Below are 19,561 nucleotides of genomic sequence, written 5' to 3'. Positions count from 1 at the left end.
CGGCCGTGGCGGACAAGTCCGATTTCGTCGATATGATCAGCGAGGCGACGCGGCAGAAGCGCCGCCGCGCGGCGCCGCGCATCGTCGATCCGCTGCCGGTCGTGAAGGAGACCTCGCGCCTCAGCCACTGGCCGCCGGAGCGCTGGACACAGTGGCGGCTGGAAAACCTGACGCCGTGGAAGGTCAAGCCCTGGAAGCTCACCGACCGGGATTAGGCCTGCACGGCATGGACCGAACAAACGGGCGCCGTTTGGCGCCCGCTGTCATTTCCGCCCTTACCAATAGCCGTAGGGCCGGTAGTAGTGATGGCGGTACCACGGCCGGCAGATTCGGCGCGGCCCGTAATAGGTCCAGATCACCCGGCAGCGGCGATGGTGATAGTAGGCCGGGTAGTAATAGGACGGCGTGTAGAAGAAGCGCCGGTGATGGTAGTGCCGGCGGAAATGCGGCCGGTAGGCGTAGCGATAGCCGCCGCCATAGAAGCGGTGGTAGCCACCGTAATGGCGATGGAACCCGCCATGGCGAAAGCCGCCGTGGAAGGCGGGCGCGATGCGGACGCCGCCGCCATGGAAGCCGCGGAAGCCTCCACCGTGGAAACCTCGGAAGCCTCCACCGTGCATCCCGCCGCCGTGGAATCCGCCGCCGCGGAAACCACCGCCGTGAAAACCACCGCCGCCGCGGAAACCTCCACCACCATGGAAGCCGCCTCCGCCGCCGGGACCATGGCGGGCCTGCGTCGTGATCGCGTCGCTTGCGTGCTTCGCCGCAGGCACCGCGCCCGGGGTCATGGGCGACAATGCTTCGGCGCGCTGCTGCGAGGCGATCGACAGCGCGACGATCGCGGCCGCCGCGACGCCGACGCGGCGCAGCCCGCGTCCCAGATAGCTCTCGTTCATTTCTCAACCTCCCTGACAACGACAATGAGAACCGCGCTGCACAGCAGCTGGCTTCACGCGTTCATTGCAGTCGCTCCCGGCATGACGCTAGAAAGGCCGAAGTGAATGCGCCATGAACACGCAAGAGGTGCGACGAAACGTCCGGAAGGAACCGTCGTGACGGTCGATGTCATCGTGCATCTCACGGTGACGGTGATAGCGTCGTGATGAGCGGTCTCACCACGCCGTCGTCCTGGCGAAAGCCAGGACCCATAACCACCGAATTTGATTGAGAGCGGGATTGCGGCCCAACGTCACGCAACAACCAGCTGCTGGGGTAATGGGGCCTAGCTTTCGCCAGGACGACGTTGAATATCCGGCGCCGCTCGCGAGTCATACACTCACATGCTCTCAAGATGACCGACCACTCGCAGCTTCGATCAATCGGAGCTGCTCGCTTCTCTCACGTCATGCGCAACACGCATCGCGTGCGCGATCAGAATGGGCCGAACCCGAAGCCGAACGTGAATGGCGCCGGCACGGCGTACGGATACGGCCGGTAGGCGTAAGGCCGTCCGTAGTAGTAGGGCCGATAGACGTAGGGCCGGTCGTACGGCCGGTGGCCGTAGTGATGGTGGTGATGATGGTAACGGCGGTGATGATGCTGCGCGCTGAAGTCCGTCGCCTTGCCGGCGTGCCGCTGTTGGGCGGCAGCTTGCGGCTTGGCCGGTGACGCAGCATGTGCGGCTGCAGGCGCCGCCAATGCGAACGCGCCGGCGACCGCGGCAACACCGATCCGTCTCATCATGATCAACTCCTGACAGATTGCGATGAGAGTCATCTCGCGCGTGCGAATCTGCCGCTTTCGTGGCTGACAACGACAACAGGCCCGCTGCCCACGGGCCTGTGTCTCAACTGCGCTGAAACGCCGCGCGATCAGTGGCGCCAGTGACGACGATGCCAGCCGCGGTGATATCCGCGATGCCACCCGCGGTGCCATCCGCGGCCGCCATGCCAGCGCACTTGCGTGGTGGTCGGGTTCGCATTGTCCTGAACCGTTGCCACGGCACCCGGAGTCGCAAGCGAGAACGCTTGCGCGCGCTCGGCCGGTGCCGCGAGCGCAAGCACCGCGCCGACAGCGGCAAGCCCCAGAACCTTCGTCACCTTCATCTGTCGTCTCCTCGATTTTCTGGATGTCACGTCTCGCAACGACGATCCGAACATCGAATCGACCCCCGTTGCCGCGACGCAGATCGCAAGCAGAATGCGGACGACGTGAATGGAGAATGACTGCGCCACGATGGTGAATGCCGCTAGGCGGCGTCAGGTTCCCACGCGAGCGCACGATTTTCGTGTCTCGCGAGAAACAATCCGCTCGATCGAGAATGCGCTAGCCGGGCCGCCAGAAACAGTTCATGCGTGGCGTGATCACGGTGCCGCTCGGCCGGTGCTCCTGCACATAGGTCGCGGTGCAATCGCGCACGGCATTCGGACCGGGATTGTAGCGCGGGATCACGTCCGGTTCCCAATGATCGGGCCGGTAGATCGGAATGCGCCGCAGCCGGCGGCGTTCGACCACCCGCTCCGGCGCGGCCTGGGCCACGCGGACGCCATCCTGCGCGCTCTGCGCCTGCGCGCCCGCCGCCGGAAGCGAGAGCCCGACCGATGCCGCCAACAGCGCTGTCGCCACGATCCGTTTCATTTGCGCCACCCGAGACCCCGTTATCGGGCCGCACGGTCTCCCATTGCGCCGCCAAGGTCAACCGCGCTGGCGCGGCGGACCGCACTCGCGCTAAAGGAGTGTCATGTGGACCACAGCCAAAGCCCCCTCGCTGGCCGAAATGGAAGCCATGGCGCACGAGGTGTTCGAGCGCCTGCCGAAGACCTTCCGGACCCTCTGCGAGGGCGTGATCATCCGGGTCGATGATTTTCCGACCGACGAGGTGCTGGACGAGATGCAGGCGCAGAGCGAATTCGATCTGCTCGGCCTGTTCCATGGCGTCGGCCTGCCTCAGCAGAGCCATCGCGACGTCGCCCGGCTGCCCAACCTGGTCTGGCTCTACCGCCGGCCGATCCTGGACTACTGGGCGGAGCACGACGAGACCCTCGGCCACATCGTACGCCACGTCCTGATCCATGAAATCGGCCACCATTTCGGGCTGTCCGACGCCGATATGGAGGCGATTGAAGCGGATGCGGGGGACTAGAGCGTCTTCCAGCGAAGTGGGACCCGGTTCGCGTGAAGAAAACACGTCCAAGAAGGAAGCTGGAGCTCCCGGTCCGATCTAATCGGAACGGGAGCTCCAGCCCTGCGGAAATGGCCCTTTTACCGCTGTCACATTCGCGATAAATACCGGGCTCTTATCTCCCATTTTTTGACCGGGAAGTTGCTCCGATGGACAAGTTCACCACGCTGGAAGGCGTCGCGGCGCCGCTGAAGATCATCAATGTCGACACCGACATGATCATTCCGAAGCAGTACCTCAAGACCATCAAGCGCACCGGCCTTGGCAAGGGGCTTTTCTCCGAACAGCGCTACAAGGACGACGGCAGCGAGAACCCGGATTTCGTCCTCAACCAGCCGGCCTATCGTAACGCCAAGGTGCTGGTCGCCGGCGACAATTTCGGTTGCGGCTCGAGCCGTGAGCACGCGCCCTGGGCGCTGCTCGATTTCGGCATCCGCTGCGTGATCTCAACCTCGTTCGGCGACATCTTCTACAACAACTGCTTCAAGAACGGCATTCTGCCGATTCGCGTCTCGCAGGAAGACCTCGACAAGCTGTTCGACGATGCCGAGCGCGGCGCCAACGCGACGCTGACCATCGACCTCCCCAACCAGGAGATCCGCGGTCCCGACGGCGGCAAGGTGAAGTTCGAGATCGACCCGTTCCGCAAGCACTGCCTGATCAACGGCCTCGACGACATCGGCCTGACGATGGAGAAGAAGAGTTCGATCGACGCCTACGAGGCCAAGCTCAGGGAACGCGCCTGGGCCTGACGGTCGTCTATTCATCAAGGCCCCGGTGCCAGCAGGCGCCGGGGTTTTTGTTTGCCCTTTTGCCGCCGCGGCAAAACTGCTTATAGCTGGCCGCATGTTGCCTGACGTCGTCACCTTCTGGCATGGCCCGATGGATGCGTTGCGCCGGACCTGCCTGCGCTCGCAGCTGGCGGCCGGCCACAAGGTCACGGTCTACAGCTTCGACCCGATCCCCGGCCTGCCCGACGGCGTCGACAATGCCGAGGCCGAGGCCGTGCTGCCGCATGCGTTCGCCGAGAAGCTGCGCCCGGCGCAGCCGGACGGTTCATGGCGCGACTGGACCATCCTGCAGTTCAGCGACTTCTTCCGCATGCGGCTGATGGCGCAGCGCGCCGGGGTCTGGCTCGACGCCGACGTGCTGCTGCTGAAGCCGGTCGAGATCGATCCGGCCAAGCCATATTTCGCCTGGGAGCGGCCGCGGCAGCTCGGCAACTCGGTGCTGTATCTGGCGCCGGATGATCCGATCGTGCGCGCCTTCGAGGCGCTGATGAAACAGAACGAGCTGACGCCCGACTGGCTCGCACTGCGGCACCGCGTGACCTTCGCGATGCGCCGGCTGCGCGGCAAATCGAACCGCCTCTCCGACATCCGGATCGCAATCTATGGGCCGGCCGCGCTCACGGCGCTGGCGCGCCGCGAAGGCGAGCTGCAATACGCGCTGCCGAAGCGGTCGTTCTATGCCGTGCATGCCGAGCCGAAGCTGTTCTTCGAGCCGTCGGATTTTTCGCGCTACCTCAACGATCCCGAAATCATCGGCCTGCACATCTCGCCCAAGGGCCGCGGTAAAGACGCGCCGATCAAGGGCAGCCTCTACGCCTGGGCGGCGGAGAAGTTCGGCGGCTAGATACCGCTGCACCCTCTCCCCTTGTGCGAGAGAGTGGCTTCGCAACGCGAAGCCGGTGAGGGGTTCTCTCCATACGAGAGCATCTCGCAAGCGGAGACAACCCCTCATCCGGCGCTTCGCGCCACCTTCTCCCACAAGGGGAAAAGCGAAGCGGCCGCTCGATCAATGCCCCATCGCGGCGATCGCATCGGCGATCGCGATGGTGCGCCTGGCCATTTCGGCGTGCAGGCGCTCGACCATCCGGCCGTCGAGCTGGATCGCGCCGCGCGCGGCGTTCTCCGGCCTTTCGAACGCCGCGATGATCTTGCGCGCCTCGGCGACCTCGGCCTCCGGCGGCGTGAAGATGGCGTTGCAGGCGTCGATGTGGCTCGGATGGATCAGCGTCTTGCCGTCGAAGCCGAGATCGCGGCCCTGCGCGCATTCCTCGGCAAAGCCGTCGATATTGCTGATGTCGCTGTAGGGACCGTCGAGGATCTCGAGCCCGTGCGCGCGGGTCGCCAGGATGCAATGCGTGATCATCGGGATCATCGCGGCGCGGCCCGGTTTCATCCGAATCCGGGTCTCGCGCGCAATGTCGTTCGGCCCGAACACGAAGCCGGCGAGCCGCGTCTCGGAATCCTTCGAGGCGGCGGCGAGCTTGTCGGCGTCGAGCACCGCTCGCGCGGTCTCGATCATGGCCCAGACCCGGATCGAGGCCTGCGCATTGATGTCGCTCAGCCGGTCGGCGACGGCGTTGAGGTCTTCGATGGTCGAAATCTTGGGAACCAGGATGCCGTCCGGCTGCGCCTTGCCGGCCATGCCGATGTCGTCGACCCACCAGGGCGTGTCGAGCGCGTTGATGCGGATCAGCACCTCACGCTTGCCGAACCCCTTGGCGGCGACCGCCTTGGCGATCTGCTCGCGGGCCACCGCCTTGGCGTCGGGCGCAACGGAGTCCTCCAGATCGAGGATGATGCCGTCGGCCGGCAGCGTACGAGCCTTTTCCAGCGCCCGCGCGTTCGATCCGGGCATGAACAGCAGGCTGCGGCGCGGACGGGTCATGGCGATCTCCTCAAGGGCTCGGGCGCGGCGAATGTCCATTGTTTAGGCACCGATACGGCGCCGCTTTTCAAGCCCTGCCGCTATCATTCCAGCCCCGAAACCGAAAGTCTTGCTCCAGACATGCGCATGTGGTTAGCCAGAGGCGCCATGAAATTCTTTCCGAAACAGTTGATCGAAGGCTACAAGGCCTTCGCCACGCAGCGCCTGCCGACCGAGCAGTCGCGCTACCGGGAACTGTCCGAGCGCGGCCAGTCTCCCGAGACCATGGTGATCGGCTGCTGCGATTCCCGCGTCTCGCCGGAAGTGATCTTCGATGCCGGTCCGGGCGAATTGTTCGTCGTGCGCAACATCGCCAATCTGGTTCCGGTCTACCAGCCCGACAGCAACGCCCACGGCGTCTCGGCCGCGCTGGAATATGCCGTGACCGTGCTGAAGGTGAAGAACGTCGTGGTGCTGGGCCATGCCCAATGCGGCGGCATCCGCGCCTTTGTCGACAAGATCAAGCCGCTCACGCCGGGCGACTTCATCGGCAAGTGGATGCAGATGTTCATCAAGCCGGGCGAGGTCGTCGAGCAGCGCGAGCACGAGACCATGCAGGACTTCGTGACCCGGATCGAGAAGGCTGCGGTGTTCCGCTCGCTCGAGAACCTGATGACCTTCCCGTTCGTCCGCGAGCGTGTCGAGAGCGGCGAGATGCAGTTGCACGGCGCCTATTTCGGCGTCGCCGAAGGCTCGCTGTTCGTGCTCGATCGGGTCGCCAAGGAATTCATCAGCGTCCGCGACGCCTTGTAAGAGGCGAATGAAACTATTCGCCGCCGTGACCGCCGCCGCCCCAGCGGTCGGAGATCGACAGCATGAAGGCGGACACCACGAACACCAGGTGCACACCGACCAGCCAGCCGAGCTTGCTCGGATCGAATGCGGTGTCGATATTCATGAACGCCTTGAGCACCTGGATCGCCGAGATGGCGACGATCGAGGCCAGGAGCTTCTGCTTCAGGCCGCCGAAATCGACCTTGGTCATCCAGTCCGGCCAATCCGGGTGCCCGGCCGGATCGATCTTGGAGACGAAATTCTCGTAGCCGGAGAACACCACGATCAGGATCAGATTGCCGGTCAGCGAGATGTCGATCAGCGACAGCACGCCGAGGATGATGTCGGATTCCTTGGCGTCGAGCACATGCAGGATGAAGTGCCAAAGCTCCATGCAGAACTTCAGCAGCAGCGCCGCGAGGCTGATGACGAGGCCGAAATAGAACGGCGCCATCAGCCATCGGCTGTTGAACAGCAGGTTCTCGAAACCGGTCTCGACGCGCTTCAGCGCCGGATTGGGCCGGTAGGTCGCCGGTTCTTCCGCCATCGCACGCGCTTCCTGACCGCCAATCTCGCGTTTAGCTCTCTTGTTTGAGCATGATCTTTCCGGAAAACCGCTTCACACTTTTCCGGATCATGCTCTAAGCCGCCTGCTTCTTGGCGGTGATCAGCTTGCGGTTGATCAGGACCTCGGCGATCTGCACGGCGTTGAGCGCCGCGCCCTTGCGCAGATTGTCCGACACGCACCAGAACGACAGGCCGTTCTCGACCGTCGCATCCTCGCGGATGCGGCTGATATAGGTGGCGTCCTCGCCGGCGGCCTCATAGGGCGTGACGTAGCCGCCCGGCTCGTGCTTGTCGATCACGAGGCAGCCCGGCGCGTTGCGCAGGATGTTGCGCGCCTCATCCGCGCTGATCGGGTTGGCGAACTCGACATTGACGGCCTCGGAATGGCCGACGAAGACAGGCACGCGCACGCAGGTCGCGGTGAGCTTGATCTTCGGATCGAGGATCTTCTTGGTCTCCGCCATCATCTTCCACTCTTCCTTGGTGAAGCCGTCTTCCATGAAGACGTCGATGTGCGGGATGACGTTGAACGCGATGCGCTTGGGGAATTTCTTGTTGACCAGCTCGTCATTGGTGTAGACGGCCTTGGTCTGCGAGAACAGTTCGTCCATCGCATCCTTGCCGGCGCCCGACACCGATTGATAGGTCGAGACCACGACGCGGGTGATGGTCGCCTTGTCGTGCAGCGGCTTCAGCGCGACGACGAGCTGCGCGGTCGAGCAGTTCGGATTGGCGATGATGTTCTTCTTGGTGAAGCCCGCGGCGGCGTCCGCGTTCACCTCGGGCACGATCAGCGGCACGTCGGGGTCCATGCGCCAGGCCGAGGAATTGTCGATCACGACCGCGCCGGCGGCGCCGATCTTGGGCGACCATTCCTTCGAGACCGAGCCGCCGGCCGACATCAGGCAGATGTCGACGTCGGAGAAGTCATAATGCTCGAGCGCCTTCACCTTCAGCGTGCGGTCGCCATAGGAGACCTCGATGCCGACGCTGCGGCGCGAGGCCAGCACGACGACCTCGTCGGCGGGGAATTTGCGCTCGTCGAGAATGTTGAGCATTTCGCGCCCGACATTGCCGGTCGCACCGACCACCGCGACTTTGTAACCCATCGTTCACTCTCCGACGAAAAATGCCTGTTCCCCCGCTGACAGCGGAAAGGGAAGAGGCAGCGCTTCTATGCGAGAAACCCCGTCAAGACAACGTCGCGTGCAATTGAGCGTTTTGATGCGTTTATTTCAGGCCGATCGGGCCGCACCCCATCATACGGAAATTGCGTCGGCGCTGACGAGTTTCGTCGACGAGGTGTACGCCACCTTCTCCCGCCTGTTCGCTTATGTCGCCGTGCTCGCGCTGTTCGTCGCCCTTGGCAACTATCTATGGAAGCAGCTGCCGGACGCAACGGCGATGGCGGCGCCCGGCACCGCCGCGGGCTGGAGCCCGGCCAGCCGTCCGGTGCCCGCCTTCGTCGTGAGTCGGCTCGATCCACGAGATAAAACAGAGAGTTACGAAGTGCTCCGGCATCCGGAGGGCGGCCGCAAGGACGTCTTCCGCTGGGCCGATGCCGGCGGCGCGCCGGCCGCCGAACTGGAAATCTACCGTCCGGGCGGCGAGGCCACAGGCCCCGCGATCGCCGAGCTTGCCGGGCGGCTCGACCCCGGCGGCGTCCGCGAACTCGAGGCCGCCGGGATCATCGACAGCAAGTTCGGCAGCGTGACGCTGCTGCGCCCGGCGCAACGCGAGGGCGGCCGAGGCTGCCTCGGCTTCCTCAAACAGGTCGATGCGCCTGATGTCCGGATCTCCGGCTGGACCTGCCAGCGCGCCAGCCTGCCGGCCCAACGCGCCGCGATCGCCTGCATGCTGAACCGGCTGACCCTGCTGGCGGCTGGCAACGACCCGCGGCTGGCCGGGCTGTTCGCACATGCCGAGCTGAAGCGCACCGACTGCGTTACCGCCGGCGCCCCGGCGCTGTCGTCCGACTGGGTCATGGGCAGCGAGAACCCGCGGCTGCGCGGCGCCTTTTGATGGCGACATGGTGGCAGGGACCTGGGCAAGGCACTGGTTTTCATGAAACTTTTGCGCTTTATGCCGCATTATGTCCGGCGGTGTGGCGCAATTGACCTAGTGACGGCCTACCCATCGCGGCTACAATGCGTTCCAAGTGATTTTGGCGACGCGCCAGCCCCAACCCGGGGGCCGTACTGACGAGGATGCGATGACCTTGAAATTCCCTGCCGCGAACAAGCTCGTGGTGTTGCTTGCTGCGGCTGCGGTCACCGCAACCGCGCTCAGTGTCACCGCGGCCAGCGCGCAGTCGCCGAGCAAGCGCAAGCAGCAGGACCAGTACGACCGCGACGGCCGCCGCTATTACGGCGCGCAGGGCCCGAACCGCGTCTACCAGCAGGGCCCGCGCACCCGCGTCTACGTCACCACGCGTTCCTGGCTCGATGCCGGCACCGAAGTGCTGCCGGGCGACCGCAAGTTCAACGACTACGCCTATCCGCCTGACGTCGGCTATCCCTCCTTCGCGCGCGAGAACAAGAACCAGCCGATCGACCGCCAGCCGCTCAGCCCGCCCGGCGATCTCGGCGGCTATCCGCGGAATTTCCCGCTGTACTGAGAATTTCGGCGATCTGCCGACGTGAAAATGGCCGGGCTCAGCCCGGCCATTTTTGTTTGTGCACGCGTACCGGGACGACATTGTCGTGGTTGCTGCACTCCTTACGCGTGCAGCTTCTGCAATTCCCTCAGGATCGCCTCACCCATCTGCGTGGTGCTGACGGCGGTGGCGCCTTCCGACTTGATGTCGGCGGTGCGCAGCCCGCTGGCGAGCACGGCAGCGATCGCGGCATCGACCTTGTCGGCGAGTTCGCCCATGTCGAACGAGTAGCGCAGCGCCATGCCGAACGAGGAGATCATCGCGATCGGATTGGCGAGGCCCTTGCCTGCGATGTCGGGCGCCGAACCGTGCACCGGCTCGAACAGCGAGCGGCGCTTCTTCGTCTTGGCGTCGATCTCACCGAGCGAGGCCGACGGCAGCATGCCGAGCGAGCCGGTCAGCATCGCTGCGATGTCGGACAGCATGTCGCCGAACAGATTGTCAGTGACGATGACGTCGAACTGCTTCGGCGCCTTGACGAGGTTCATGCCGCCGGAATCGGCGAGCTGGTGCTCCAGCGTGACGTCCTTGTATTCGCGCGCGTGGACCTGGGTCATGACCTCGTTCCAGAGCACGCCCGACTTCATGACGTTGCGCTTCTCCATCGACGTCACCTTGTTCCTGCGCTTGCGCGCCAGGTCGAAGGCGACGCGGCCGATGCGCTCGATCTCGTAGGTGTCGTAGACCTGGGTGTCGACCGCCCGCTTCTGGCCGTTGCCGAGATCCGTGATGGTCTTCGGCTCGCCGAAATAGACGCCGCCGGTGAGCTCGCGCACGATCATGATGTCGAGACCCTCGACCACGTCGCGCTTGAGGCTGGAGGCTTCGGCCAGCGCCGGATAACACACCGCCGGACGCAGGTTGGCGAACAGGCCGAGATCCTTGCGCAGCCGCAGCAGGCCGGCCTCGGGGCGCACCTCATAAGGCACGCTGTCCCACTTCGGACCGCCGACCGCACCGAAGATCACGGCATCGGCCGCGGTCGCCTTGGCCATGTCCGCTTCGGAGATCGACACCTTGTGCGCGTCATAGGCCGAGCCGCCGACCAGGCCGGTCTCAGTCTCGAATTTCGCGATGCCCTGCGCATTCAGCCAGTCGATCAGGCGCTGCACCTCGGCCATCACTTCGGGGCCGATGCCGTCGCCGGGGAGAAGCAGCAGTTTATGGGTCGCCATGGTCGTTACCTCTGGATAGCTGTTTTGCCGTCATTGCCGGGCTTGACCCGGCAATCCATCCCGCTTCGAAAAGCCTCTGAAGGCGGATGGATGCCCGGGTCAAGCCCGGGCATGACCAGCCAATGAAATCTGGCCGGAGTGCTAAAACGCCCGGCACCGATTGGCAAGGCACCCCGCGCGGGTAGCTGACGCCATGCCGTATGCGCTGGCGCCGATCGCCCGATTGCCTATTTCGCAAAACACCGTTGCAGCGCCCGGTGCTGGGCAGGATCGCCGCGGCCTGCCACAATGCGCGCATTGCCGGAGTGAAGTGTGAGAGCCCCCGCCCCGTCCTACCCGCATCCCGCGCGGCTGATTCTGATCTTGTCGCTGGCACCGACCGTCGGGCTCGGCATCGGCCGCTTTGCCTATTCGCTTGTCCTGCCCGACATGCGCGGCTCGCTGGCCTGGTCCTATTCCGCCGCCGGCTTCATGAACACGATCAATGCTGCCGGCTACCTCGTCGGCGCGCTGCTCGCCTCGCGCATCATCCAGCGCTTCGGCCTTGCCGCCTCGGTACGCTGGTCGACGCTGGCCTGCGTGCTGTCGCTGGCGCTGTGCGCCATCTCCGGGAATTTCGCGGTGCTGAGCTTCGCTCGGCTGCTGGCCGGCTTTGCCGCCGCGATCGGTTTCGTCGGCGGCGGCGCGCTGGCCGCGACCATCGCGCAGTCGCGCCCGGAGCGCGCCAACTTCCTGCTCAGCCTGTTCTATGCCGGCCCCGGCATCGGCATCCTGGCCTCCGGCCTCGTTGCGCCGTTCGTGTTGCAGGGCTTTGGCGCGGGCTCGTGGTGGATCGTGTGGTGGGCGATGACGCTGCTCTCGGTCGTCATGACCGTGCCGCTGCTGCTCGCGCCGTTCCATGCCGATGCCGCGACCGGCGGCATCGTCCGCACGAAATTCGCCGTGAAGCCGGTGCTGATCTATCTCGCCGGCTATTTCCTGTTCGGCGCCGGCTACATCGCCTACATGACCTTCATGATCGCCTATGTCCGCGACGGCGGCGGCGGCGCTGCGGCCCAGAGCGCGTTCTGGAGCCTGATCGGCCTTTCCGCCTTCGTCACGCCCTGGGTCTGGCGCCGCGTGCTGGCGCTCGACCGCGGCGGGCTCGCCACCACGATCATTCTCGGCATGAATGCGCTCGGCGCGGCACTGCCGATCTTCGGCCATTCGCCGCTGCTGCTCGCAATCTCTGCGCTGGTGTTCGGCGTCGCCTTTTTCGCGGTGGTTGGCTCGACCACCGCCTTCGTGCGCTTCAACTACCCGCCGGAATCCTGGCCGACCGCGATCGCCGCGATGACCATCGCCTTCGGCATCGGCCAGACATTGGGCCCGATCGTGGTCGGCGCCATCACCGACGCCGTCGGCAGCCTGTCGTTCGCGCTGAACGTCTCGGCGGCGATGCTGGCGCTGGGGGCGCTACTATCGGCGTTCCAGCGGAAAGTGGGGCCAAAAAAGGCGAATGGCGAATAGCGAGTAGGGAGCAGAACGCGCTTGCCCATTCGCCACTCACCATTCGCTATTCGCCTCCTCAACTGCCGCTGAACGAATTGTACCCCTGGTCTTCCCAGTAGCCGCCCTTGTACTCGTTGGTGACTTCCATCGAGATCACGTATTTCGGGTTCTTGAATCCGAGCTTGGTCGGCACCCTGATCTTCATCGGGTAGCCGTAGGCGCGCGGCAGGATCTCGTCGGCGAATTTGAACGTCATCTGGGTCTGCGGATGCAGCGCGCTCGGCATGTCGAGCGGCGAGTTGTAGCCGTCCTTGTCGGCGCACTGGAACCAGACATATTTCGCGCGCGTGTCGGCGCCGATGAGTTTGAGGAAGTCGCGCAGCGGCGTGCCGGTCCAGCTGCCGATCGCGCTCCAGCCCTCGACGCAGATGTGGCGCGTGACCTGCTTGACCTGCGGCAGCTGGTAGAGCTCGTCCAGCGTCCAGGACTTCTTGTTGTCGACCAGGCCGCGAACCTCCAGCTTCCACTCCTTGCCGTCGATATCCGGCGCGTCGTCGAGATCGTAATAGGCGTTGAACGGGAACGGCTTGGTGATCATGCTCTCGGGGAAGGTCGGCGCCAGCGCATTCGGATTGAACATCCAGGCCTGCACCGCGTCGTTGAATTTCGAGACCTTCTTCAGCATCTCCTCGGCCGAGGACGAATCGACGACGTCGCAGCCGGTCAGCAAGGTCAGCGAGCCGAGGCTCGCGCCCATGGTGATGAAGCGGCGGCGCGTCAGGTCCGGCATGGTCTTCACGGCGTCGCGGACCAAGAGCTTCTTGTCGACGCCGGGGATCAGGAGCTTGCGCAGGCGGCCCATGACAGATCTCCTTCTTAGCGTCCAATGATCATGGCGCGCAGGCTCTTCGGCACCAAGACCGCGAGCGCGACATGGATCACGAGGAAGGCGACGATCAGCGCCATGCAGGCGAAGTGCACATAGCGTGCGAAGTCGTAGCCGCCGAACAGCGACACCAGCCAGTGCAGCTGCACCGGCTTCCAGATCGACAGGCCGGACAGCACGATGACGATTCCGACGAGGATGATCCCGGCATAGAGCAGCTTCTGTACCTGATTGTACCTCGTGAGATCGGCATGCGAGAGCTTGAAGGTCAGCGCCGCCTTGGTGTCGGAGATCACGCCGCGGGGGATGATCGGCAGCAGCTTGCGGCGGAAGCGGCCGGTGACGAGGCCGAGGATCAGATAGACCAGGCCGTTGACCATCAACAGCCACATCGCGGCGAAGTGCCAGAGCAGCGCGCCGCCGAGCCAGCCGCCGAGCGTGATGCTGCGCGGGAAACTGAAGTTGAACAGCGGCGAGGCATTGTAGATCTGCCAGCCGGACATGATCATCAGGATCATGGCAACGGCATTGACCCAGTGCACCACCCGCACCCAGGCGGGCTGGATCACCCTCGCCGGTGTCGCGGTGTCTGCGTGGTCGTCACTGACGGCAAGGCTCGACATGGGAATTCTCTGCTTGGGGTCGTTACTGGCTTATACGCCCGGAACCCGCGTTCCGTTACAGGATCAGGGTTATCAGTTCGATGCACGCCGTCTATCGCGGTCACAAAAATGCGAGCCGGGACGGGGTTGCCCGGCTCGCCGTTTTGCTCGTCCCGTCAGGGACCGAAGGAGGCCGCCGGGTGTTACGTCGCCGGCATCAGCACGGTGTCGACCACATGGATGACGCCATTGGACTGGTTGACGTTCGAAATCGTCACCATCGAGCTGCCGCCCTTGGCGTCGACGATCCAGACCTTGCCGTCCTGCTTCTTGACGGTGAGTTCCTCGCCCTCGGCGGTCTTCAGCCTCTTGCCGTCGGTGAGGTCGAACGCCTCGAGCTTGCCGGGCACCACATGGTAGGTGAGGATCTTGGTCAGCGTCGCCTTGTTCTCGGGCTTGACCAGGTTGTCGACGGTCCCGGCCGGCAGCTTGCCGAAGGCGGCGTTGGTCGGCGCGAACACCGTGAACGGGCCCTTGCCTTCCAGCGTGCTGACGAGGCCCGCGGCCTTCACCGCGGCGACAAGCGTGGTGTGGTCCTTAGAGTTGACGGCGTTCTGGACGATGTTCTTGGACGGGAACATCGCCGCGCCGCCGACCATCACGGTCTTCTCCTCGGCGCGAGCGGACGCAATGACGGTGGCAGTGATCGCGAGCGCGCTGAAGGCGGCGGCGGCGAGATATGCAATACGCTTCGACATGGTTTCATCTCCCAATGGGTCAGCTGTCCGGCGGCTCTGCGCCGGTCATGAAGGGGCAACAACGGCGCGAGGTGGCTGGTGAGTGCGTCGTCGTTGGCCGAGCTACGGGGAGTTGTCCGGACGGTTTCCGGAAATAATTCTTTGTGATTCCTGAAACCGGCGATGACGCCTTGCGTACGCGCAATGTCTGCGGTGCGCCAAAACCAATTCCACTCCACGGCAAGACCAGTGCACCGCCGCGAGCAATTCGCTTGCCGCAGCGCTGCAATTGCTTCAGCCTGAGGTTGCGGCACGCCTCAAAGGCGGCGGCAAATGGGAGGCGATCATGAGCAGCATTACGGCGGACCAACACGCCGCGTCTGCGGCGGACCAAGCCGGCAGCGACACCGGCCCGCTCGAGCGGCACCACCTGCAATACGCCAATTACCGCGCCGTCGCCGGCAGCACCGAGGTTACGAAAACCCACTGGCACATCGCCACCGCCAACGCGCTCGGCTGGGGCTTTGACGGCATGGACGGCGTGATCTTCGCGCTGGTCTCGCCGATGGTGATCAAGGAATTTCAGCTGAGCCTGCCGGAATATCGCTCCGGCATGCAGATCGCGCTCTTCGTCGGCATTGCCGGCCTATACTTCTGGCCCTGGCTGGCGGACAGGTTCGGCCGCCGCACGCTGCTCGCCGTCAACATCGCGCTGTTCTCGCTGTTGATGCCGGTCGCGGCGCTGTCGCCGACCTTCACGGTGTTCGTGATCGCGCGCTCGCTGCTGTTCTTCGCGCTCAACGGCGAGTGGTCGCTCGGCTCGATGCTGGTGGCCGAGACCTGGCCGGCGCGGCTGCGCGGGCGGGTGATCACCATCACGCGATCGGCCTGGTGCCTCGGCGCCACGCTCGCGGGTGCCATCACCGGGCTGGTCGCCGCCAGCTACGGCTGGCGTGTCGCGGTCATGGTGCCCGGCGTGATCGCACTGCTCGCGATCTATATCCGCTCGACCTGCCCGGAATCGCCCTATTGGGTGCGCGCGCAGGACCGCAAGCGGCGCATCGCGGACACGCTGGCGCGCGGCGGCACGGTCAGCACCGAGGATAGCGCCTGGTTCGGCAAGGCCAAATCGGTCGGTATCCGCCAAGTGTTCATGCCCGACGTGCTGCCTGCAACCCTGGTCGCGCTGTTCGTCGCCTGCGCCTCGACCTGCATCTACGGCACCGTCGGCTCCTGGATGCCGCTTTATCTGTCGACCGAGAAGCACTGGTCGACGGCCGAATACAGCCTGTTCTACGTGTTCTACGGTCTCTGCGGCTTCCTCGGGCTGTGCCTGGTCGGTTGGCTGATCGACAAGATCGGCCGCCGCCGCGCCTTCATCATCACGCTGATCGAGGGCGCGGTGTTCATGACGCTCTGGGTCTATTCCGAGGACCGCCTCCTGCTGTGGACGTTCGGGCTGCTGTGGTGCCTCGGCTTCCTCGGCTTCTGGGGTCCGAGCACGACGCTGACCGCCGAGATCTTTCCGACCCGCATCCGCGGCGCGGCCAATGGCGTGGTCTGGGCGATCGCCTATTTCGTCGGCTTCGTGCTGTTCCCATTCGTCTCGATCGCGCTCCAGCAGCACACCGGCTCGTTCGCGCTCGCGTTCCTCTGCATCCCCGTGCTGATGATAGCGATGGCGATTGGCGTCTTCCTGTTCGTGCCAGAGCATTCCGGCAAGGAGCTGAACGAGATCATCGAATGATCTTGAGCAACGCTGCTCCACCTCCCCCTTGTAAGGGGAGATCGCTTTGCTCGAAGAGCAAAGCGGGTGGGGATCAACTCTCTCCGGATAGCGTCACCCGTGGCCGCCCCCCAGACGAGGGGAGCCTAATCCCTGTTCGCCGGCGTTTGAATAAATCCGCGATTGTGGGTCGGGCTGATCAGGATCTCGTTCATGCAGACTCGCGCCGGCATGCTGGCGACGAAGGCGATGGTGCGGCCGCAATCCTCGGGCTGCAGCATTTTCGCCTGTTCGGCCTCGCTCGGCACCACGGGGCGCAATTTCAGGATCGGCGTTGCGACCTCGCCCGGCGACAGGCAGCAGGCGCGCAGGCCGTTGACGCATTCGTCCATATTGAAGGAATGGGTCAGCGCCAGCACCGCGTGCTTGGTCGTGGTGTAGGCCGGGCCCGGCATCTTCGAGACGTGGCGGCCGGCCCATGAGGCGACGTTGATGATGCAGCCGTCCTGCTGCTTGCGCATCGTCGGCAGCACCGCCCGCATGCAGTACAGCACGCCGTTGAGGTTGACCTCGACCAGTTTGTCCCAGCCTTCCAGATCCATGTCGGCCCAGCTGCGCTTCGGCACATTGATGCCGGCGCTGTTGACCAGGAGGTCAATGCGGCCATGCTTGGCGACGATCGCGTCCGCCGCCTTGTTGACATCGGCCTTGTTGCTGACGTCGAGCGGGATCGCCTCGGCTTTGCCGCCCTTTTTCGTGATGTTGGCCACCACGCGGTCGAGCTCTGCCTTGCGGCGGCCGGAGACCACCACCGTCCAGCCGTCCGCGGCCAGGAACTCGGCCCCGGATTCGCCGATTCCGCTGCCGCCACCGGTCACCCAGGCCACGCGTTTCCCATTGTTTGTCATGCAATCTGTCTCCGTTGCTTTTCGAAGGGCGTTTTTGCTAATCCAGCCGGACTCTTACCGGCCCTTTCGCCCCTCGGGGATGTTGCATGAACACGACCACCAACGCCAACCTGTTTTCCCGCCTGTTCGACGGCCTCGACGACCCCAGCCGGCTCGCGATCGAGCAGCTCGACGGCAGCCGCATCACCTACGGCGATTTGATCGCGCGCGCCGGACAGATGGCGAATGTGCTGGTTGACCGCGGGGTGAAGCCGGGCGATCGCGTCGCGGCGCAGACGGAGAAATCGGTCGCGGGCCTCGTGCTGTATCTCGCCACCGTGCGGGCCGGTGCCGTCTATCTGCCGCTCAACACCGCCTACACGCTGAACGAGCTCGAATACTTCATCACCGACGCCGAGCCGTCGCTGGTCGTCTGCGACCCCGCCAAGCTGGAGGGCATCAAGGCGATCGCGGCCAAGGTCGGTGCGAAGGTCGAGACCCTCAATCCGACCGGCAAGGGCTCGCTCACCGAGGCCGCCGACAAGGCAGCTGAGGAGTTCGCGACGGTTCCGCGCAGCAATGACGATCTCGCCGCGATCCTCTACACCTCCGGCACCACCGGCCGCTCCAAGGGCGCGATGCTGTCGCACGACAATCTGGCATCGAACTCGTATTCGCTGGTCGATTACTGGCGCTTCACCGACAAGGACGTGCTGATCCACGCGCTGCCGATCTACCACACCCACGGCCTGTTCGTGGCCAGCAACGTGACGCTGTTCGCCCGCGCCTCGATGATCTTCGTGCCGAAGTTCGATCCGGACCTGATCCTCAAGCTGATGGCGCGCTCGACCGTGATGATGGGAGTGCCGACCTTTTATACCCGCCTGTTGCAGAACCCCGGCCTCAACAAGGAGGCGACCAAGCACATGCGGCTGTTCATCTCGGGCTCGGCGCCGTTGCTCGCCGACACCCACCGCGAATGGTCCGCGCGTACCGGTCATGCCGTGCTGGAGCGCTACGGCATGACCGAGACCAACATGAACACAAGCAATCCCTATGACGGCGACCGCGTCCCCGGCGCGGTCGGCTTCGCGCTGCCCGGCGTCTCGGTGCGGGTCGCCGACCCCGAAACCGGCAAGCAACTGGCGCCGGAGACAATCGGCGTGATCGAGGTGAAGGGCCCGAACGTGTTCAAAGGCTACTGGCGGATGCCGGAAAAGACCAAGGCCGAATTCCGCGACGACGGCTTCTTCATCACCGGTGACCTCGGCAAGATCGACGACAGGGGCTACGTCCACATCCTCGGACGCGGCAAGGACCTCGTGATCTCGGGCGGCTTCAACGTCTACCCGAAGGAGATCGAGAGCGAGATCGACGCCATGCCCGGCGTGGTCGAATCGGCCGTGATCGGCGTGCCGCATGCCGATTTCGGCGAGGGCGTCACCGCCGTCGTGGTCTGCAACAAGGGCGCCGATGTCAGCGAGGCCTCGGTGCTGAAGGCGCTCGACGGGAGGCTCGCCAAATTCAAGATGCCGAAGCGCGTCTTCGTAGTGGACGAATTGCCGCGCAATGCGATGGGCAAGGTGCAGAAGAATATTCTGCGGGATACGTATAAGGATATTTATTCGAAATAGCCCAATCCGGAGCGTTGCGATGGATAAGAAGCAGGCGCTCGAACTCAAGAAGCGCTTATTGGACTTGGACAAGGCGATCAATCTCGTTTCCCGTGCCGTGGGGACCCTCGACGAGCACGAACGAGACGCCCTGGGGGCTGAAATCGGCAAGCTTTTCGACATCGCGAACCGACGATTGCTTCCCTATGTTTATGGACAGCATCCGGAACTGAGGCCCTCCGAACGGGGAGTAATCTGCAGCACGCTCCGATGGAGCAAGGTTTCACTCCCTGCTTCCGTGCCGGTCGACGAGATCGACCAAATCATCTTCGAGGTCGTAAAACCGCAATGGCAAAAGATGGCCAAGGTGATCACAGGCGTCCTCAAGACATTCCGAGAAAAAGCTTTGCCCATTGACGATGGTGAGGTCATTGCGGCCCGCATCGTTGCTTTAGCCGAGGCAGGCCATTTTGACGGCGTAGGCGATCTACGAATGTGGGGTCACAGCGAAATCAGACACAAGCAAACGCGCCCCAATTAGCCGTAGCCGGGATCAAGCGTAATCCGGGGTTATCGCGCTGAGGGACCGGCCCCGGACTGCGCTTCGCTCG

Annotated in this window: 23 protein-coding genes; 11 read left to right on the top strand and 12 right to left on the bottom strand. The window is 64.3% G+C overall.

Annotated elements, in window-relative coordinates; all coding sequences use genetic code 11:
- Positions 1-5 precede the first annotated feature (5 nt).
- Positions 6-215, top strand: a complete 210-nt coding sequence (locus J6500_RS16620) for a hypothetical protein (protein WP_225713773.1) — start codon at positions 6-8, stop codon at positions 213-215.
- A 60-nt stretch (positions 216-275) separates the two neighbouring features.
- On the opposite strand, the gene J6500_RS16615 is transcribed toward J6500_RS16620, so the two are convergent.
- From J6500_RS16615 to J6500_RS16600, 4 genes are all read right to left on the bottom strand, one after another.
- Complete coding sequence (locus J6500_RS16615) at positions 276-896, bottom strand: hypothetical protein (RefSeq protein WP_225713772.1); 621 nt, start codon at positions 894-896, stop codon at positions 276-278.
- A 475-nt stretch (positions 897-1,371) separates the two neighbouring features.
- Positions 1,372-1,683, bottom strand: a complete 312-nt coding sequence (locus J6500_RS16610) for a hypothetical protein (RefSeq protein ID WP_225713771.1) — start codon at positions 1,681-1,683, stop codon at positions 1,372-1,374.
- Between the two features lie 128 nt (positions 1,684-1,811).
- On the bottom strand, positions 1,812-2,045 hold the full coding sequence (locus J6500_RS16605) for a hypothetical protein (protein ID WP_225713770.1): 234 nt from the start codon (positions 2,043-2,045) through the stop codon (positions 1,812-1,814).
- A gap of 220 nt (positions 2,046-2,265) precedes the next feature.
- Positions 2,266-2,577 carry a hypothetical protein gene (locus J6500_RS16600; protein ID WP_225713769.1) on the bottom strand — a complete coding sequence of 104 codons (312 nt, stop codon included), beginning with the start codon at positions 2,575-2,577 and terminating at the stop codon, positions 2,266-2,268.
- Between the two features lie 103 nt (positions 2,578-2,680).
- On the opposite strand from J6500_RS16600, the gene J6500_RS16595 reads away from it, so the two are divergent.
- From J6500_RS16595 to J6500_RS16585, 3 genes are all read left to right on the top strand, one after another.
- Positions 2,681-3,082 (top strand): metallopeptidase family protein, encoded by a 402-nt coding sequence (locus tag J6500_RS16595; RefSeq protein WP_225713768.1) that lies wholly within the window; start codon positions 2,681-2,683, stop codon positions 3,080-3,082.
- 188 nt (positions 3,083-3,270) lie between these two features.
- Complete coding sequence (gene leuD, locus J6500_RS16590) at positions 3,271-3,873, top strand: 3-isopropylmalate dehydratase small subunit (protein WP_225713767.1); 603 nt, start codon at positions 3,271-3,273, stop codon at positions 3,871-3,873.
- 94 nt (positions 3,874-3,967) lie between these two features.
- Positions 3,968-4,756 (top strand): glycosyltransferase family 32 protein, encoded by a 789-nt coding sequence (locus tag J6500_RS16585; RefSeq protein WP_225713766.1) that lies wholly within the window; start codon positions 3,968-3,970, stop codon positions 4,754-4,756.
- Positions 4,757-4,918: 162 nt separating this feature from the next.
- Here the strand turns inward: J6500_RS16585 and J6500_RS16580 are convergent, their stop codons facing one another.
- Positions 4,919-5,797 (bottom strand): HpcH/HpaI aldolase/citrate lyase family protein, encoded by an 879-nt coding sequence (locus J6500_RS16580; RefSeq protein ID WP_225713765.1) that lies wholly within the window; start codon positions 5,795-5,797, stop codon positions 4,919-4,921.
- Positions 5,798-5,944: 147 nt separating this feature from the next.
- Here J6500_RS16580 and J6500_RS16575 point away from each other — a divergent pair, with 147 nt between their 5' ends.
- On the top strand, positions 5,945-6,589 hold the full coding sequence (locus J6500_RS16575; RefSeq protein WP_225713764.1) for a carbonic anhydrase: 645 nt from the start codon (positions 5,945-5,947) through the stop codon (positions 6,587-6,589).
- Positions 6,590-6,602: 13 nt separating this feature from the next.
- On the opposite strand, the gene J6500_RS16570 is transcribed toward J6500_RS16575, so the two are convergent.
- Complete coding sequence (locus J6500_RS16570; RefSeq protein ID WP_225713763.1) at positions 6,603-7,157, bottom strand: TIGR00645 family protein; 555 nt, start codon at positions 7,155-7,157, stop codon at positions 6,603-6,605.
- Positions 7,158-7,251: 94 nt separating this feature from the next.
- Positions 7,252-8,286 (bottom strand): aspartate-semialdehyde dehydrogenase, encoded by a 1,035-nt coding sequence (locus tag J6500_RS16565; RefSeq protein ID WP_225713762.1) that lies wholly within the window; start codon positions 8,284-8,286, stop codon positions 7,252-7,254.
- Between the two features lie 115 nt (positions 8,287-8,401).
- Here J6500_RS16565 and J6500_RS16560 point away from each other — a divergent pair, with 115 nt between their 5' ends.
- Positions 8,402-9,199 (top strand): hypothetical protein, encoded by a 798-nt coding sequence (locus J6500_RS16560; protein WP_225713813.1) that lies wholly within the window; start codon positions 8,402-8,404, stop codon positions 9,197-9,199.
- Between the two features lie 190 nt (positions 9,200-9,389).
- Positions 9,390-9,794, top strand: a complete 405-nt coding sequence (locus tag J6500_RS16555; RefSeq protein WP_225713761.1) for a hypothetical protein — start codon at positions 9,390-9,392, stop codon at positions 9,792-9,794.
- A 101-nt stretch (positions 9,795-9,895) separates the two neighbouring features.
- On the opposite strand, the gene leuB is transcribed toward J6500_RS16555, so the two are convergent.
- A complete protein-coding gene (gene leuB, locus J6500_RS16550; RefSeq protein ID WP_225713760.1) occupies positions 9,896-11,008 on the bottom strand; it encodes a 3-isopropylmalate dehydrogenase in 1,113 nt (370 codons plus the stop codon).
- A gap of 312 nt (positions 11,009-11,320) precedes the next feature.
- On the opposite strand from leuB, the gene J6500_RS16545 reads away from it, so the two are divergent.
- Positions 11,321-12,517, top strand: coding sequence for a YbfB/YjiJ family MFS transporter (locus tag J6500_RS16545; RefSeq protein WP_225713759.1), 1,197 nt, complete (start codon positions 11,321-11,323; stop codon positions 12,515-12,517).
- A 58-nt stretch (positions 12,518-12,575) separates the two neighbouring features.
- Here J6500_RS16545 and J6500_RS16540 read toward each other — a convergent pair whose 3' ends face one another.
- The 3 genes from J6500_RS16540 to J6500_RS16530 form a co-directional block, all read right to left on the bottom strand.
- Complete coding sequence (locus J6500_RS16540; protein ID WP_225713758.1) at positions 12,576-13,361, bottom strand: molybdopterin-binding protein; 786 nt, start codon at positions 13,359-13,361, stop codon at positions 12,576-12,578.
- Between the two features lie 14 nt (positions 13,362-13,375).
- Positions 13,376-14,008 carry a cytochrome b/b6 domain-containing protein gene (locus J6500_RS16535; protein WP_225713757.1) on the bottom strand — a complete coding sequence of 211 codons (633 nt, stop codon included), beginning with the start codon at positions 14,006-14,008 and terminating at the stop codon, positions 13,376-13,378.
- 182 nt (positions 14,009-14,190) lie between these two features.
- Positions 14,191-14,745, bottom strand: coding sequence for a fasciclin domain-containing protein (locus tag J6500_RS16530; protein WP_225713756.1), 555 nt, complete (start codon positions 14,743-14,745; stop codon positions 14,191-14,193).
- A 325-nt stretch (positions 14,746-15,070) separates the two neighbouring features.
- Here J6500_RS16530 and J6500_RS16525 point away from each other — a divergent pair, with 325 nt between their 5' ends.
- Positions 15,071-16,471: an MFS transporter gene (locus J6500_RS16525; RefSeq protein WP_225713755.1), complete on the top strand. Its 1,401-nt coding sequence runs from the start codon at positions 15,071-15,073 to the stop codon at positions 16,469-16,471.
- A 125-nt stretch (positions 16,472-16,596) separates the two neighbouring features.
- Here the strand turns inward: J6500_RS16525 and J6500_RS16520 are convergent, their stop codons facing one another.
- Complete coding sequence (locus J6500_RS16520) at positions 16,597-17,358, bottom strand: SDR family oxidoreductase (protein WP_225713754.1); 762 nt, start codon at positions 17,356-17,358, stop codon at positions 16,597-16,599.
- An 86-nt stretch (positions 17,359-17,444) separates the two neighbouring features.
- Between J6500_RS16520 and J6500_RS16515 the strand changes: the two genes are divergently transcribed.
- Both J6500_RS16515 and J6500_RS16510 read left to right on the top strand, forming a co-directional pair.
- Positions 17,445-18,971, top strand: coding sequence for a malonate--CoA ligase (locus J6500_RS16515; protein WP_225713753.1), 1,527 nt, complete (start codon positions 17,445-17,447; stop codon positions 18,969-18,971).
- A gap of 19 nt (positions 18,972-18,990) precedes the next feature.
- On the top strand, positions 18,991-19,491 hold the full coding sequence (locus J6500_RS16510) for a DUF3658 domain-containing protein (RefSeq protein ID WP_225713752.1): 501 nt from the start codon (positions 18,991-18,993) through the stop codon (positions 19,489-19,491).
- Positions 19,492-19,561: the final 70 nt, after the last annotated feature.

This window comes from Bradyrhizobium semiaridum (assembly GCF_020329505.1).
Lineage (GTDB): Bacteria > Pseudomonadota > Alphaproteobacteria > Rhizobiales > Xanthobacteraceae > Bradyrhizobium > Bradyrhizobium semiaridum.
Note: the sequence above shows the minus strand (reverse complement) of the source record. Positions and strands in the feature narration are given on the sequence as shown.